General features: G+C 61.7%; 9 protein-coding genes. 1 reads left to right on the top strand and 8 read right to left on the bottom strand.

Annotation, left to right across the window (positions count from 1 at the left end; all coding sequences use genetic code 11):
* Window positions 1-84: 84 nt before the first annotated feature.
* Complete coding sequence (gene rpoS / locus BLU37_RS00965; RefSeq protein ID WP_010444707.1) at window positions 85-1,089, top strand: RNA polymerase sigma factor RpoS; 1,005 nt, start codon at window positions 85-87, stop codon at window positions 1,087-1,089.
* A gap of 136 nt (window positions 1,090-1,225) precedes the next feature.
* Here rpoS and BLU37_RS00960 read toward each other — a convergent pair whose 3' ends face one another.
* From BLU37_RS00960 to BLU37_RS00925, 8 genes are all read right to left on the bottom strand, one after another.
* On the bottom strand, window positions 1,226-4,249 hold the full coding sequence (locus tag BLU37_RS00960; protein ID WP_090201968.1) for a multidrug efflux RND transporter permease subunit: 3,024 nt from the start codon (window positions 4,247-4,249) through the stop codon (window positions 1,226-1,228).
* 14 nt (window positions 4,250-4,263) lie between these two features.
* Window positions 4,264-5,412, bottom strand: coding sequence for an efflux RND transporter periplasmic adaptor subunit (locus BLU37_RS00955; protein ID WP_090201967.1), 1,149 nt, complete (start codon window positions 5,410-5,412; stop codon window positions 4,264-4,266).
* Window positions 5,413-5,625: 213 nt separating this feature from the next.
* Window positions 5,626-6,723, bottom strand: a complete 1,098-nt coding sequence (locus BLU37_RS00950) for a DUF1513 domain-containing protein (protein WP_090210882.1) — start codon at window positions 6,721-6,723, stop codon at window positions 5,626-5,628.
* A gap of 2 nt (window positions 6,724-6,725) precedes the next feature.
* A complete protein-coding gene (locus BLU37_RS00945; RefSeq protein WP_090201966.1) occupies window positions 6,726-7,790 on the bottom strand; it encodes an imelysin family protein in 1,065 nt (354 codons plus the stop codon).
* A 27-nt stretch (window positions 7,791-7,817) separates the two neighbouring features.
* Window positions 7,818-9,239: a di-heme oxidoreductase family protein gene (locus BLU37_RS00940; protein WP_090210881.1), complete on the bottom strand. Its 1,422-nt coding sequence runs from the start codon at window positions 9,237-9,239 to the stop codon at window positions 7,818-7,820.
* 205 nt (window positions 9,240-9,444) lie between these two features.
* Window positions 9,445-10,788, bottom strand: coding sequence for an imelysin family protein (locus BLU37_RS00935; RefSeq protein ID WP_090201965.1), 1,344 nt, complete (start codon window positions 10,786-10,788; stop codon window positions 9,445-9,447).
* A 162-nt stretch (window positions 10,789-10,950) separates the two neighbouring features.
* Window positions 10,951-13,005 carry a putative bifunctional diguanylate cyclase/phosphodiesterase gene (locus BLU37_RS00930; RefSeq protein WP_090201964.1) on the bottom strand — a complete coding sequence of 685 codons (2,055 nt, stop codon included), beginning with the start codon at window positions 13,003-13,005 and terminating at the stop codon, window positions 10,951-10,953.
* Between the two features lie 344 nt (window positions 13,006-13,349).
* Complete coding sequence (locus BLU37_RS00925) at window positions 13,350-13,946, bottom strand: superoxide dismutase (RefSeq protein ID WP_010452821.1); 597 nt, start codon at window positions 13,944-13,946, stop codon at window positions 13,350-13,352.
* Window positions 13,947-14,077 lie beyond the last annotated feature (131 nt).

Below are 14,077 nucleotides of genomic sequence, written 5' to 3'. Positions count from 1 at the left end.
GATGTAGTGGGAACAGGCTCCAGCGTTGCCAGGGATAAAGGCGCCGCTTGAGCCTGAGGTCGAACTCACCAAGGGACTATAAAAATGGCTCTCAGTAAAGAAGCGCCGGGGTTTGACATCGACGATGAGGTGCTCCTTATGGACTCCGACATTGTCATGGACATGATGCCGGAGGACGACGGTTCTCCCCCCCCAGTTCGTGCCAAGACCAAAAATGCTGCGGCACTCAAGCAGCACAAATACATTGATTACACCCGGGCCCTTGATGCGACCCAGTTGTATCTCAATGAAATCGGTTTTTCCCCTTTGCTGTCCCCGGAAGAAGAAGTCCATTTTGCGCGTCTGTCGCAAAGCGGCGATCCGGCGGGCCGTAAACGCATGATCGAAAGCAACTTGCGTCTGGTGGTGAAAATTGCCCGACGTTATGTCAATCGCGGGCTTTCGCTGTTGGACCTGATCGAAGAGGGCAACCTCGGGTTGATCAGGGCGGTCGAGAAATTCGACCCGGAGCGCGGCTTCCGCTTTTCGACCTATGCCACCTGGTGGATTCGTCAGACGATCGAACGGGCGATCATGAATCAGACCCGCACCATCCGTCTGCCGATCCATGTCGTCAAGGAACTCAATGTCTACCTGCGGGCTGCCCGTGAGTTGACCCAGAAGCTCGACCATGAGCCTTCTCCCGAAGAAATCGCCAACCTGCTGGAAAAGCCGGTCGCGGAGGTCAAGCGCATGCTCGGCCTGAACGAACGGGTCTCCTCGGTGGACGTTTCCCTCGGTCCGGACTCGGACAAGACCTTGCTCGATACCCTGACGGATGACCGGCCGACCGATCCCTGCGAGTTGCTGCAGGACGACGACCTGTCCCAGAGTATCGACCAGTGGTTATCGGAGTTGACCGACAAGCAGCGTGAGGTGGTGGTACGCCGCTTCGGTCTGCGCGGCCACGAAAGCAGCACGCTGGAGGATGTCGGCCTGGAGATCGGCTTGACCCGTGAGCGGGTACGGCAGATTCAGGTCGAGGGCCTCAAACGGCTGCGCGAGATCCTGGAGAAGAACGGTCTGTCCAGCGAGTCGCTGTTCCAGTGACTGCCGAGGGCCTGTAGGAGCAAGGATTGCCTGCGAAGGGGCCAGTGCGGCCATTAAAAGCTTCGCGGGCAAGCCCGGCTCCTACAGGGAACGCTAGATCACCCGCCCCTATCAAGCAGTGGTCCTGAACCCAGCTTCAAGCATCCTTCCTCGCCAGCAGGCTGTAGACGCATGGCAGCACGAACAGCGTAAACAGCGTGCCCACCGACATCCCGGTGGCGATCACCATGCCGATGTCGAAACGACTGACCGCCCCCGCACCGCTGGCGAGAATCAACGGCACCATGCCGAATACCATGGCCGCCGTGGTCATCAGCACGGGTCGCAGGCGAATCGCCGCAGCTTCTTCCACCGCCTCACGAGCCGACAAGCCCTTGTCCTGGCGCAACTGGTTGGCGAACTCGACGATCAGGATGCCGTGCTTGCTGATCAGTCCGATCAGTGTCACCAGGCCCACCTGGGTGTAGATGTTCATGCTCGACCAGCCCAGGAACAGCGGAATCAGCGCCCCGCAGATCGACAACGGCACGGTCACCAGGATCACCAACGGATCGCGGAAACTTTCGAACTGGGCGGCCAGCACCAGAAAGATGATCGCCAGGGCCAGGCCGAAAGTTATCCACAGCGCGTTGCCTTCGTGGACAAATTGCCGCGAGGCACCGGCGTAGTCGCTGGCAAACCCCGTCGGCGCCTCTTCGGCGGCGATCTGGCGAATGGTCTCGATGGCCTCTCCCATGCTGACGATGGGTACGCCGGAAATGATCGCCGAGTTCAGTTGCTGGAACTGGTTCAGCTGGCGGGGTCGGGCGCGGTCCGACACCTTGATCAGCGTTGACAGCGGCAGCAGCCTGTCGGCGCTATTCTTCACGTAATAGTTGTTCAGCCAGTCGGGGTTGTCCCGATAGGCGCGTTCCACCTGGGCAATCACCTTGTAGCTGCGGCCTTCGAGTGTGAACCGATTGATCTCGGCTTCCCCGAGCAGGGTCGCCAGGGTCGCGCCCAGGTCCTGCATCGATACGCCCATCTGCGCAGCCTTGCCCCGGTCGATATCCACCACCACTTCGGGTTTGTCGAACGCCAGGTCGATGTCGAGGAACGCGAACTTGCCGGATTCCAGTGCCCGCTTCTTGATGCGGTTGGCAACGTCCAGCAGGGCGCTGTAGTCGTTGGAGGTATTGAGCACGTACTGGAACGGCAGGCCCTCGCCAGTGCCTGGCAGCGACGGCAGGTTGAAACCGAAAACCTGCAGTCCGCTGATACTCGCCAGCTTGCCCTGGACCTCGGGCAGAATCTGCATCTGGGTCCGTTGGCGCTCATTCCAGGGTTTGAGCAGGAAGCCGCCGATACCCGACTGCACACCGTTGAAACCGTTGATCTGGAACGACGAGTAGTACTCCGGGAACTCCTTGAAAATGGTGATGAATTCGTCGGTGTAGTGGTTCAGGTAGTTCAAGTTGGTGGGTTGCGGTGCGGTGGCCATCATGAAGATGATGCCCTGATCCTCGTCGGGTGCCAGTTCCGAATGGGTGAATTTCAGCAGCACCGGAATCAGTCCGAGGACGATGACCGCGAAGACCACCACCACCGGCCGGGTATCGAGGGTGCCATGCAGCAGTGTGCGGTAGCGCCGCTTGAGCCCTTCGAACAGTTGGTCGAGGCGATGGGCCAGCCCCGAGGCGTTTGCATTGTGGCGCAGCAGCAGGGCACACATCATCGGTGACAGGGTCAGGGCAACTATCCCGGAAATCACCACCGCGCCGGCCAGGGTCAGGGCGAACTCCTTGAACAGCGCGCCAGTCAGGCCCTGCAGGAAACCGATGGGGGCGTAGACCGCGGCCAGGGTGATAGTCATCGAGACCACCGGCAGGGCGATTTCCCGTGCACCTTCGAGGGCGGCTTCCAGCGGTGTCTTGCCTTCCTCGATATGTCGGTGGATGTTCTCCACCACCACGATTGCATCGTCCACCACCAGCCCGATGGCCAGCACCATCGCCAGCAGGGTCAGGAGGTTGATCGAGTAGCCCATCAACTGCATGAAGAACAGCACGCCAACCATCGACAGCGGAATGGTGATGACCGGAATCACCACCGAACGCAAGGCACCGAGGAACAGGAACACCACGACGATGACGATCAGGACCGCTTCGAACAGCGTCTTGATCACCTCGTTGATCGAAGCCTGAATGAACAGGGTCGCGTCGTAGGCAATTTCCGCCTTGAGGTTGGTGGGCAGTTGGGCCTCCAGTTCCGGCATGATCTTGCGCACTTCCTTGATCACATCCAGCGGGTTGGCGCCCGGCGTGGCCTTGATCCCGATGTAGACCGAAGGCGTGCCGCCGAAGGAACTGATGGTGTCGTAGTTTTCCGCGCCCATCTCCACCCGGGCCACGTCGCCGAGCAGCACCCGGCTGTCGCCGGCGGTCTTGAGGGGGATCGCCGCGAACGCCTCGGCAGACTTCAGTTCGGTGCTGGCATTGATGCTGGTCACCACGTATTCGCCCTTGACCTCACCGGCTGCAGACAGGAAGTTGTAGTGGCGTACCGCGTTGGTCACGTCGGCTGCGCTGAGGCCGAAACCGGCCAGCTTCACCGGGTCCAGCCACAGGCGCATGGCGAACACCTGGTTACCAAGAATTTCCGCTTCGGCCATGCCGGGCAGGGTCGCCAGTTTGGGCTGGATCACCCGCGACAGGTAGTCGGTGATCTGCGGGTTGCTCAACTGGTCGCTGAAAAAGCTGATATACATCAGCGCCGAGGCATCTGCGGCTTCCTTGCTCAGGACCGGATCTTCGGCGTCCTGTGGCAGCTTGTTCTTGACCTCGTTGGCCTTGGCCAGCAGTTCGGTGAACAGCCGGTCGCTGTTGGCGCCGATCCGTGCATAGACCGAAATCACCGAGAAGTTCTGTCGGCTGACCGAGGTCATGTAGTCGATGCCTTCGGCACTCGCCAGGCTCTGTTGCAACGGTTGGGTGATATAGCCCTGAATGGTCTCGGCGTTGGCCCCGGGGTAGGCGGTGGTCACCGTGATCAGGGCGTTTTCCATCTGTGGATACTGGCGCAGCGGCAGCTTGCTGTAGGCCTGGAAACCCAGCAGAACGATCAGCAGGCTGACCACGCAGGCAAGCACCGGACGACGGATGAACGGGTCGGTAAAGGCCATGATCGACTCCCTGATCAGTTCGCTGGAGGGGCTGGAGTAGCTGTCGGGGCCATCTTGTCCTGACTGATGGCGATGTGTGCGCCATTGTCCAGCTTCAACTGACCGCCGCTGACCACCTGCTCACCGTCCTTGAGGCCCTCGATGACCTTCACCAGTCCGTCGCGGCGTTCGGCGGTCTTGATGAACCGGCGTTCCGCCATCAACTGTGGCCGGCCGTCGGGCTCCTTCAGCAGCGTGCCATCCTCGGCTTTTTTCTCGGCCACGACATACACCGAGTTGCCATAGAGGGTGTAGGTGACGGCACTCTCCGGTATCACCACCTGGGCTTGCGGGGCTGGCAGCAACACCTGCAGGTTGGCGAACATGCCCGGCAACAGCTTGCCATCAGGATTGGCCAACGTGGCCCGGACCAGCACGTTGCGGGTGGCTTCATCGACCTTGGGGTTGATGGCGCTGAGCCGACCCGGGAACACTTCCTGGCCATAGGCGGCGACGCTCAACTGCACGGGTTGGCCGACCGCCAGTTTGGGGACGAACTGTTCGGGCAGGTAGAAGTCGACGTAGAGGCTGCTCAGGTCCTGCAGGGTGGCAATCACGGTGCCACTGGCGAGGTAGTCGCCGACATCCACCTGGCGAATGCCGATGGTCCCGCTGAAGGGGGCGAGGATCTTCTTTTTCGCCAGAGAGGCCTTGAGCTGGTTGACCGTGGCCCGGTTCTTTTGCCGAACCGCCGAAAGCCGGTCGAACTCACCCCGGGAGATCGCCTGGCTACCGACCAGCTTGGCGCCGCGTCCATAGTCCAGTTCCGCCAGACCGAGGTCGGCCTGGGCGGTTTCCAATTGGGCGCTTTCGACATCGCTGTCGAGTTGCAGCAGCGCTTGACCGGCCTTGACCTTTTGCCCCGACTCGAACTGCAGGGTCTTGACCGTACCCGCAACTTCCAGGCTCAGGTTGACGCCTTGCAGTGCCTTGAGGGTGCCGACCGTGGGGAGGCGCTCCTGCCAGGGGCGGGCGTTCGCGGTGACGGCAGTGACCTGAATGGCCGGTTTGGGGGCGGAGTAGACCTGGATCTGCTTGTAGATCGAAAAGGCCTTGTAACCGGCGAGCGCCAGTACGACAAGCAGGACGATACCCAACATGATCAGCATGCGGCGACGCAGCATATTCCAGTTCCTTGGAAGCGAGGCTAAAGGGAGGTCGAAAAACCGCCTTGCACGATAACTCCCGCACCCAGGCGTCGCCTTGACGCTATGTGAGCAGATATTACGCCAATGGCGAGAGTTGAGAAGAGGGGGTATTTGGTGAGGGATGCGGTGGCTGGTCATGCCCTTTCGCGGGCAAGCCGGGACCCCGCACCGCCAGGGGCCCTCCAGGTCCTACACCAGATGCAGATGGTTGTCCCAAAGCCCTGCAGGCAGATCCAAGGGTTTTGCTGTCAGCTCTTTCTGCCGGCAATCATAGAAACGGCAGCGGCCCTGGCCGGAAGTGACCACGAATCCATCGGCGACTGCGCCGACACCGGCACAGTCGGGCAGTGGTGCATCCAGGCGCAGTTGTCCGCTATCCAGCTCCCAGATGAAGAATCGGTTGCCCCTGGGCGCCGTCAACGCCACCAGGCGCAGTTCACTGTGCACCGCAACACTGGCGGTGTAGTGCCCCATCGCCTGCAGTTGCTGTTCGGCCACCGGGAAGGCCACGAACGGTTGGCCGGGACGCTTGATCGCCAGCAACTCGGACGACTCATGGGACGGCCCCATGAACTGCTGGCCGGCGACGATGGTGCCGTCCCTGGCCACGCCCAGGTGCCGGACGCTGTTCATCTGCTGGGCCAGACGCTCCTTGCTCAACAGGGTACCGTCACGCCGCATCAACACCAGGCTCGGTTCCATGGCATTGAGGTTCATCTCCACCCGGCTTTCGGCCTCGGTACGGATACCGCCGTTGGCGACGACCAGGGTTTCGCCATCGGGCATCCACGAGACCTGGTGCGGGCCAATGCCATGGGTCGGAATTTCTCCATGATGGACCAGGCGCTCGTCCTCGAACCGATAGACCCCCAGCAGACCCCGCCCGGGATCGCGGGTGTCGTTCTCGGTGGCATACAACCAGTCGCCGCTCTGATGGATTACCGCATGGCCGTAGAAGTGCCGGTCCGGCTGCGACACGAGGGTCTGCAACAGGCGTCCGTCGCGCAGGTCGATCAGGTAGCTCTCGGTGCCGGGACGACGGGCGATGAACACCGCCAGGGGCAGTGTCGGGTGGTTGATGATGTCGTGGCAACGCTGGCTGACACGGGTCGCGAAGACCTGCTTGCCGTCCAGCCGATACCCCACGGCATAGTGTCCGCCGTCGCCATCGTCGCGGGCCGAGAGCAGCAGCGGGTTTTGGTCTTTCTGTCGGAACAGGGTCCAGCCACCCAGCGTGATCGCGCTGAGCAGCAGGCTACCCAAGGTCAGGGCCTGGCGTCGCAACATCATCAGTCACCGTCGTTGGCATTGAAGCCGAGTTGGATGCCCAGCGCCTTGGCCAACTCGCCTTCGTGCAGGCGGTGGACGACGTTGAGGCTGTCGTAGAGGTCATTGAGTTGCTGGCGACCGGCGTCGTCGCCGAGCATCTCGGTCAGCGAGCGCTGGTTGCTGGCGAACAGCTTCAGCGACGCAGCATAGGCGGCGTCGATCTTGTCGGCCAACGGCTTCTGCTCGGCCGGCAGCAGGCCGCGCAGGCCCTTGTCGTCGACCCCAGCCCAGACGGTGCGGGCGGCGGCCAGGCTGGCTTGCAGGCTTTGCAGCGAAGACTGGCTGCGCCAGGCGTCGGCCTGGAATGGTTGGGCGATCCCCTTGGCCTGACGCCCCATCGGCGTGCCGAGTTTTTTCTTCAGGGTGTCCAGCGCGGTGACCTGCACCCGCAGCAGATCGGCGATGGCTTCGTGGGAATCGGCGTAGCGCTGGTTCGGGAACTTGCTCATCTGCGCGAGCATGCCGTCCTGGGTGTTCCAGCTCGACAGGATCTCTTCGGCAAGGTTCTTCTGGCGTTCGCCAATGGCCATCAGCAGGGGGCAATAGTGGGCTTTCTGGGCGCTGTCGGCCATGTCGATCCGGCTGTCGAACAGGATGTATTCGTAGGCTGACAGGCCTTGCACCACCACGCTGGACTTGGCCAGGGTCGCGGCATCGATCTGTGGCTGGGCGCTGACCAGTTGCTCGACCTGGCGTCCGACGAGGTTCTTCTTGTCCGGCCAGAACTGGACCTGCCAGGAGCGATTGCCTTCGGCCAGAGGCCCGATCAGCAATGGCTGCAACTCGGCCCAGGCTTTTTGCGCGTGGAGGAAATCGGCACGGGCGGTGTCCAGGCTGGCTTTGCCTTGGCAGAACGCCAGGGCGCTGACCGCCAGTTGCCGGTCGGCATCGACCCAGCGGCTATAGGTCGGCAGGATCACCTGCTTGGCGATGGCCGCCGAGGTGATTGCCTGCGGGTCCTGAGGTGAGCAGGCGCCAAGGGCGAGTGCGGCGAGGCTGGTGAACAACAGTTTGGGGCGGAACATGTCCAGGTCCTCTGATTTAAGGATTTCTTATAGCGAATTCAGGAAAGCCAGCAACGCAGCGCGCTGCTCGGCATTGAACGACAACACGCGCTGCTGCGCCGGCAAGGCTTCGCCGCCGTGCCAGAGCACCGCTTCGATCAGGTCGCGGGCCCGACCGTCATGCAGGAACTGGCTGTGGCCGCTGACAGTGCGGGTCAGGCCGATGCCCCACAGCGGCGGGGTACGCCAGTCGCTGCCGCTGGCGAGGAACTCGGTACGGTTGTCCGCCAGGCCCGGGCCCATGTCATGCAGCAACAGATCACTGTAGGGGCGGATCACCTGGCTGGCCAGTTCCGGTTCGGCGGCGGTGGCCGAGGTGGTGAATTGCGGGGTGTGGCAGTTCTGGCAGCCGGCCTGGTGAAACAGTGTCTTGCCGGCCAGCACTTGCGCCGCACCGACGTCCCGGCGGGCTGGAACGGCCAGGTTGCGGGTGTAGAACAGTACCAGGCGCAGGATGTTGTCGCTGACTTCCTGTTCGCCGTCGGCACCGTTGCCGTTGGGGGCGTTGCGGCAGGCGGTCTGGGTGGCGGTGCAGTCATCGAAGGGCCGCAGCGTCGTGGTGAGGCCTATGTCACCCGAAAAGGCGTGAACGTTCTGTTGATTGAGGTTGGGTTGCCCGGCTTTCCAGCCGAAGCGGCCGAGTACGGTTTTACCCAGGGCATCGTCCCAGACCCGGTTCGGCCGCCCGGCGATGCCATCGCCGGGCGGGTTTTTCGCGTTGGCGAGAATCGCTTCCTCGGGAATCGCCTCCAGCAGGCCCAGCCCGATCATCGGCGGGGCGACGCGGGCGGAAAAACGTGTGTCTGGGTGCATCGGACCGTAGCCCAACTGGCTGATCAGCAAGCGTGGCTTGCGCAGCTCGACTTCGGTGCCGTCCTTGAAACGTACCGGCACGGGCTCGTACTCGACCCGGACCTTGCCTTCCGGCACAACGCCGGGAATGGCCATGTCCTGCAACTGGCCGCCGTAGACCGGTTCAGGTACCACGCCCTGTTGTTCGATCAGTTGCGCGTAGGCCGGGGCGTTGGGGATCGACAGGCGCACCAGCATCGAGACAGCGTTATCCGAATCGGGTGTGGGCGGATGGCCGCGTCCGTCCCTGATATGGCAGTTCTGGCAGGCATTGGTATTGAACAGCGGCCCCAGGCCGTCACGGGCCGTGGTGGTCGAGGGCGCGATCACCCAGGGGCTGCGAAAGAAACTGTTACCGACACTGAAGTCCAGGCGGCGGTTCGGCGACAGGTTGGCCGCCGGTAGCGAAAAGGCGTTGCGATCGCTCCCGCTCACCGTGGTCTGGCCACCGGAGCGCGCTTCGCCGGGTTCGGGCGCGGTAAAGCGCGAGGCGTCATCGCAGGCACTCAGGCCCAGGGCCAGGAGCAACGAGGACAGGCGAAGGGGTAACGAAGGCATGGACATAGGAACAGGATTCGAGACAGGGCGCGAATTTTATCGGGCCGGGACTGGGCAAGTGTTTGCCCAGATCAGTAAATGTTGTGCTGAACCAACCGTTATCCGTGACGGCATCAGCCGTTTTTGGCAAGTGGGTTCGTTTGTGGCGAGTGGGTATCCGTCTACAGGACCGCCCCTCTGTTCAGGAGGGGCGGCCAGGTGTCGATCAGAACTTGTGGTCGGCGCTGTCCGGGTTCAGTTCACTGATGCCCAGCTTGCCAGCAGCCTGTTCGATCGAGCCGGTCTGCTTGACCAGTGCGGCGATGGCGTCGCGCACGATCTTGTTGCCCGCGTCGTTGCCGGCGGCGATCAACTGGTCATAGTGCTCACCCTTGTTGGCATGATCGACCATGACCTGGATCTTCGCTTCGGTCGTTTCCAGGTCGCTCTTGAGCGCGCTGTCGGTGGCCGGGTCGACCTTCGCCACCAGCGACGACAGGCTCGGACCGGTCAGCTTGGTACCGTCGGTACGGGTGTATTCACCCAGGTAGACGTTGCGGATGCCCTTGGCATCGTAGAAGTGCGAGTTGTGGGTGTTGTCGCTGAAGCAGTCCTGTTCGTCTTCCGGGGAGTTGGCCTCCAGGGACACTTTCATCCGCTCGCCCGCCAGTTCGCCGAGCGACAGGCTGCCCATGCCGAACAGCATCTTGCGCAGGCCGCTTTCGGCCGGTTCGGCCTCCAGGCTGGCGCGATAGTTGTCGGCCACGTTCGGCTTCCAGTTGTCGACCATCTCATCCAGGTCGTTGACCAGCAGTTGGGTCACGGCCTTGAGGTAGGCTCGGCGGCGATCGTTATGACCACCGGTGGCACCGGCACCTTCCAGGTAGTCCGAGGCCGGACGCTGGCCGGCGCCCGGGCCGGTACCGTTGAGGTCCTGGCCCCAGAGGAGGAACTCGATGGCATGGTAGCCGGTGGCGACGTTGGCTTCGGAACCGCCCAGTTCGTTCAGTTTGGCGAGGTTTTCCGGGGTGATCTCGGAGACATCGAACTTGTCTTCGCCGACCTGAACCTTCTTGTTGGCGATGATGTTGGCGTTGGCGCCCGCGTTGCCCACGGTGTGCTCGTAGGAGGCATCGACATAGTCGATCAGCCCCTCGTCCAGGGGCCAGGCGTTCACCTGGCCTTCCCAGTCGTCGATGATGGTGTTGCCGAAGCGGAACACTTCGCTCTGCAGATAAGGTACACGAGCCGCTACCCAGGCGGCCTTGGCGGCCTTGAGGGTGTCGTCGTTCGGCTTGGCGAGGAAGGCGTCGATGGCTTGTTGCAGGGTCTTGGCGGTGGATTCGGCGTCGCTGTATACCGCGAAGACCAGTTCGGCGTAATGCGCGACCACCGCCTTGCCGGCGGCCTCGTCAACCTTGCCGGCAGCGTCGCTGGCAGGCGTGGCCGCAGCGCTGGCGGCCGGTGTCGGCGTGGCGGCTGCGGTTTTTTCCTTGTCCTTGTCGCCACAGCCGGCGAGGGCGATGGCAAGGGCCAACAGGCTGGCGGTGGCCAGAGGCATACGAATCATGGCGGAGTATCCTGCTTCGAGAGGTTGGGCAAGTGCGCGTGGGGACACGCAAAACCGGCACATAATGCGAAAGATTTGCATTTTGTGTAAAGGATTAGTGGTGGAAATATTTACTAATAATCTATTGATTGATTACGGTTTGATATATGCATGGGGCGGCAGTTACTGAAGGAGGAGCGCGTTGTTGCGTTGGGCCTGTTTGAGATAGGCGCCCAGCTCCCGCGCCGGGAGTGGCTTGCTGTAGTAATAGCCTTGGCCTTCATGACAGCCTTCGGAAATGATATAGGCCTCCTGCTCGACGGTCTCCACGCCCTCGGCGATCACCTGCATGCCCAGGCTCTTGCCCAGCTGGATGATCGCTCGGACGATGGTCGCATCGTCGTCGTCATCCAGCAGGTCCTGGACGAAGCTCTTGTCGATCTTGATCTTGTCCAGCGGCAGACTCTTGAGATAGCTCAGCGACGAATAACCGGTGCCGAAGTCGTCGATGGCAATCAGTGCGCCGGAGCGGCGCAGGCTCAGCAGATGCTGGGCGGCGGTGCTGATGTCTTCCATCAGGCCGGTTTCGGTGACTTCCAGTTCCAGGCTGCGCGGCGGCAGGCGGTACATCTGCAGCAGATTGTTGACCACCCTTGGCAGCTCGGCGTGGTGCAACTGCACGGTGGACAGGTTGACCGCCATGCGCAGCTCGCTGAAACCCAGGTCATGCCATTCGCGCAGTTGCCGGCAGGCCTGGTCCAGTACCCATTCGCCGATGGCGATGATCGTGCCGTTCTGTTCAGCCAATGGAATGAACAGATCAGGTGGTACCAGCCCATGCTCCGGATGTTGCCAGCGAATCAGCGCCTCGACGCCGACTACGCGATGATCGCGGTAGCTGATCTGCGGCTGGTAGACCAGATAGAACTGGTTGCGATTGAGGGCTTCGCGCAGGTCCTTTTCCAGCTCGCGCCGGCGGCGCATTTCGCTGTCGACGCTGGCGATGTAGAACTGGTAGCGATTGCGCGAGCGCGTCTTGGCCAGGGTCATGGTCTGCTCGGCTTTCTGCAGCAGCTTCTCGGTGCTGTCGCCATCTTCCGGGAACAGCGTGATGCCGATGGTGGCCCGCAGGCGGATTTCCTGGTGGTCGAGGGCGAACGGTGCTTCCAGGTCATCGAGGATGCTTTGCGCCAATTCGGCGGCTTCGTAGGGCTGTTCGATGTCGGCCTGGACCAGCGCGAACTGGTCACCACCCAGCCGTGCCAGGGCTCCGAGGCGTCCACTGTGGGCGCGCAGGCGGTCGGCGAGGGCGAGCAGCAACTGGTCGCCCGCCTGGTAACTGAACTGTTCGTTGATGCCCTTGAAGTCATCGAGGCCGACCACCAGTACCGCAACCCGACGTTGCAGGCGTCCGGCGTCGATGAGGATCTTGTCCAGTTGTTGCTGCAGTTGCAGACGGTTTGGCAGACCGGTGAGGAAGTCGTACTGGGACATGCGCAGCAGGCTGTTTTCCGCTTCGTGGCGCAGATGGGTATTGCGTTCGATCGAGGCCAGCAACTGGTTGGCGGTGTTGATCCAGGTACCCAGTTCGTTGGTCTCGTGGCCCTTGAGCAGGGGCAACTGGTTGGCGGCGGGGCGATCGGGATTGATGTTGGTCAGGTGATCGATGATCCGCGACAGCGGCTTGGTCAGCAGCCAGTGGTAGACCAGGTACAGCACCAGTGCCATGAGCAACGCCCGCAGCATGCCGGAGATGAAGATGATCACTGAACTGAAGAGAAAGCTCTGGCCATAGGTTGCGGTGTCGAGGGTGATGCTCAGGTCGCCGTAATACTCGCTGTAGGGGCCGCGGCCCACCAGTTGAGTGGTGAAGGTACGTTCCTGGCCGAGGATCAGGTCGGTGAGCCAACGGCTGGAGGAGGTCTGTAGCTCACGGGATTTTTCTGCGAGCATGGTTTCATTCGGATGGCCGATGGACGCCATCCGCACGGATTTGTCCCGGAACAGGCCTTCGATTACTTGCATGCCCATTTCCCGGTCGAGGCTGTAGACGGCTTGAGTCGAGGGATCACGGAACATGTCGAGGATCCGCTGGGCGTCGTTGGCCACGGCCTCGCGGGTCTTGTAGGCATCGAACACGATTTGCGCACAGCTCAGCAGCATGCCGACAATCAACGCCGACAGCAGCACGACCCGGAGCAACTTCACCGACAAGCTGTTCTTGAGTTCCAGCTTCAAAGGGCTATTCCTTGTTCCGTGCGGGTAGCATCAAGTAGCCATGAGTATTGGCAATCCGGCCCCGGCAGTCAAAGGGACAATGCGGCGGGGGATGATCGGTGTCTACGCTTGGCCAAAATGCCACATTTGTGCCTTTTCGGACCCTAGGCACTGTGTCGGTAGCGCGCTTGCTGAACTTGAGGGTTCATCTTTCAATTTAGCTGACTTGGCGGCAGTCGGCTGGAGCGTTTAAACGATAAACAACATCCAGGCAAGGGACTTTCGCGGGCAGGCGCCGTCAACGACTGCCGCGTGGGCATAAAAAAACCCGGCAGGGCCGGGTTTCTTGAAGGCGAGCTTCAGTCTCAAGCGGTAAAGGTTTTGCCTTCGAACTGCTCGGCGACGAACTTCCAGTTCACCAGGTTCCAGAACGCCTCGACATACTTAGGACGCACGTTGCGGTAGTCGATGTAGTAGGCGTGTTCCCAGACGTCGCAGGTCAGCAGCGGGGTATCACCGCTGGTCAGCGGGTTGCCGGCGCCGATGGTGCTGGCCAGGGCCAGGGAACCGTCAGCCTTTTTAACCAGCCAGCCCCAGCCGGAACCGAAGGTGCCGACGGAAGTCTTGGTGAACTCTTCCTTGAACTTGTCGAACGAACCGAAGGCGGCGTTGATCGCTTCAGCCAGGGCACCGGTAGGTTGACCACCAGCGTTTGGCGCCAGGCAGTTCCAGTAGAAAGTGTGGTTCCATACTTGAGCGGCGTTGTTGAAGATGCCACCCGACGAAGTCTTGACGATTTCTTCCAGAGTCTTGCCTTCGAACTCGGTGCCTGGCACCAGGTTGTTCAGGTTCACGACATAGGTGTTGTGGTGCTTGTCGTGGTGAAACTCCAGAGTTTCCTTGGAGATGTGCGGCTGCAGGGCATCGTGTGCGTAGGGCAGCGGCGGCAGTTCGAAAGCCATGATTGTTCTCCTAATCAGGTCAGTTGCGGTGAGCGCAAGGCCGATCACGGGCGGCCCGACAATGCGCCGTGGAGTTTGTACTCCTTGCGGCACAGGCTTTCGATCATAGCACCGGGGTGGCGGCTTAACCA

The sequence above is a fragment of the Pseudomonas asplenii genome (assembly GCF_900105475.1).
Lineage (GTDB): Bacteria > Pseudomonadota > Gammaproteobacteria > Pseudomonadales > Pseudomonadaceae > Aquipseudomonas > Aquipseudomonas asplenii.
Note: the sequence above shows the minus strand (reverse complement) of the source record. Positions and strands in the feature narration are given on the sequence as shown.